This window comes from Marinobacter sp. MBR-99 (assembly GCF_040547575.1).
GTDB lineage: Bacteria > Pseudomonadota > Gammaproteobacteria > Pseudomonadales > Oleiphilaceae > Marinobacter.
On the sequence record NZ_JBEPPY010000046.1, the window covers coordinates 1 to 2,531 of the forward strand.

Below are 2,531 nucleotides of genomic sequence, written 5' to 3' on the forward strand. Positions count from 1 at the left end.
CTGCCACCCGGACCGGAGCAAGGCTGCCACCCATCGGAGCGTAGCGACGCGGGGTTTCTCTTCTTACTCCGAAGTCTCAGTGCCCGTCAACTTTGATTGCTGTTTTCGCATGGATTCGCCCCTCAGATTGATCTTGTAGGCGTTGTGAACGAGCCGGTCCAGGATGGCATCTGCTAGAGTGGCGTCGCCGATTACGCCATGCCATTCTTCGATGGGTAGTTGGCTGGTGGCAATGGTGGAGCGCCTGCCATGTCGGTCTTCCAGTACCTCCAGCAAGTCTCTTCGGTTCTCCGCACTCAGCTTCATCAGCCCCCAGTCATCCAGGATCAGCACATCCACTTTGGCGAGGTTGGTCAGCAGCTTGGCGTACTGGCCGTCGCCCTTGGCAATGGTCAGCTCCCGCAACAGTCGAGTCAGGCGCACGTACTGAGCGGTGTAGCCTTCGCGGCAGGCTTTGTGTGCTAAGGCACAGGCCAACCAGGTTTTGCCAACCCCGGTGGGGCCGGTGATGAGCACGTTCAGATGCTCTTTCACCCATTGGCAACCGGCCAAGGACTGAACCAACCCTTTGTCCAGACCGCGTGAGTGCCGGTAATCCAGGTCTTCGAGGATGGCCGTGTGTCGGAGTTTGGCCCGGCGCAACCGGCTGGTCATGCGACGGTTGTCACGTTCCGTCATCTCCCGATCCACGAGCAGTCCGAGACGCTCTTCGAAGCTCAGGTCGGTGATGTCGGGGGTGGCCGACTGATCCGCCAGGGCGGCGGCCATGCCGGTCAGTTTGAGGGCGTGGAGCTTGTCCAGTGTGGGATGTTTCAGCATGTCAGAGATCCTTCAGTGGTAGTAGGCGGGGCCACGGATGTTGTCGTGGGTGTCGGGCAAGGCCAGTTCCTGTTGCTCTTCCAGGGGCTGTTGATCCAGACGGTGTTTGAGGATGGATTCAATGCTCTTGTACCGGCAGCTGCCCAGCATCAGGGCGCGCTGGCAGGCGGCCTCCAGCCGCGACTCGCCGTAGCTCTGCCCCAACCGGAGAATGCCGAGGCACGAACGGTAAGCCTGCTGTGGGTGTTTACGGGCACCCAGTGCGGTGCGGATAAGCTTCTCCGTCGCCGGTCCGGTCTTGGCTGCCCAGCCGATCAGCCTTTCCGGCGACCACTCGCCAGCCTGGCGATGGGATTCGGGCATGTGCGCGGCGATGGTGGTGTGCCGTCCCTTCTGGTCGGAGCGCCGGTGGCTGGCGATCCGGTTGCCCCGGTAAAAGCATTCGATGGTGTTGTGGGTGATACGGACCTCCACCTCTTTATTGATCAGGGTGTAGGGCACTGAGTAATAGTGACCATCGATGGCCACGTGGTAGTCAACGTGGACCCGGGCTTTTTTCCACTCCGCGTAAACATAAGGCTCTGCGGGCAATGGCTGTAGCACCGGTTTGTCCAACTGTTCGAAGTGGGCGCGCCGGCAGCCGGGCAGCTTGCGGAAGGGTCGGGTGTTCAGCCTCTCCAGCAGCTCACGGATGGTGGCGTTGAGTTGCCCCAGTGAGAAGTGCTGGCGATGGCGCAATGCCGCCAGTATCCAGCGCTCGACGATCAGCACGCCCCCTTCCACCTTGGCCTTGTCCCGGGGTTTGCGGGCACGTGTGGGAACAATGGCGATCCCGTAATGGGCGGCCATGTCCTGATAGGTTGGGTTGAGGTCCGGCTCGTACCGGTGAGCCTTGGTAACACCCGATTTCAAATTGTCGGGGACCACTAACTCCGGCACTCCCTTCAGGTATTGGAAGGCCCGGGTGTGAGAGCCGATCCAGTCCGGCAATGTCTGGCTCCAGGTGGCTTCGGCGTAGGTGTAATTGGATGCGCCCATCACCGCCACAAAGACCTGTGCCTCGTGGATTTCTCCGGTGGTGCGGTCAATGATGGGCACGGTCTGGCCGGCATAGTCCACGAACAGCTTCTCACCGGCCCGATGGTCCTGGCGCATCACCAGATCCAGCTTGCCCCGCCAGGCCCGGTAGTGCTCGCAGAACCAGCTGTACTGATAACCATCCGGGTTGGCTTGCCGGTACTCCTGCCAGAGCAGGAACAGGGTGACATTCTTGCCCGTGAGTTCGTCGCGGATGTGTGACCAGTCGGGTATACCTCTGGCCTGCGCCGGCAGGTCCGGTGGTGGTGGGAACAGCAACTGCTCCAGATGGGCCTCGTCCAGATCCGCTGGCAACGGCCAGCTCAGACCGGCCTCAACAGTGCGGCGCAGGTATTCGCTCACGGTGGGACGACTAACGCCACAGGCCGCCGCAATCTGGCGGTTGCTCAGCCCTCGTTCCCATTTGAGACGAAGGACTTCTCTAATTTTACGCATGGATAACCTCTTCGCGGGCATCTGGCCTTCTCCGGATGAAAAGGATCAGAGTACCGTTAAGTTATCCCGCGCCGGACGATTTTAATGGCGGTTCAGGCAGCCTGCCGGGGTGGCAGCTTTGCCGTGGAATCAGTGGCAGCTTTCGCGTGGAATGGGTGGCAGGCTTCGTCTGGAATCAG

At 60.9% G+C, this 2,531-nt stretch carries 2 protein-coding genes; both read right to left on the reverse strand.

The window, feature by feature from the left end; genetic code table 11:
* Nucleotides 1-63: 63 nt before the first annotated feature.
* A complete protein-coding gene (istB, locus tag ABIE59_RS19845) occupies nt 64-819 on the reverse strand; it encodes an IS21-like element ISSpu5 family helper ATPase IstB (RefSeq protein WP_354449527.1) in 756 nt (251 codons plus the stop codon).
* A 12-nt stretch (nt 820-831) separates the two neighbouring features.
* Nucleotides 832-2,373: an IS21 family transposase gene (gene istA, locus ABIE59_RS19850; protein ID WP_354449528.1), complete on the reverse strand. Its 1,542-nt coding sequence runs from the start codon at nt 2,371-2,373 to the stop codon at nt 832-834.
* Between the last annotated feature and the right edge of the window lie 158 nt (nt 2,374-2,531).

What these genes read in the sequence shown, in the direction of transcription:
- istB (WP_354449527.1), bottom strand. Translation starts at nt 819, where the DNA reads ATGCTGAAACATCCCACACTGGACAAGCTCCACGCCCTCAAACTGACC.
- istA (WP_354449528.1), bottom strand. Translation starts at nt 2,373, where the DNA reads ATGCCCGCGAAGAGGTTATCCATGCGTAAAATTAGAGAAGTCCTTCGT.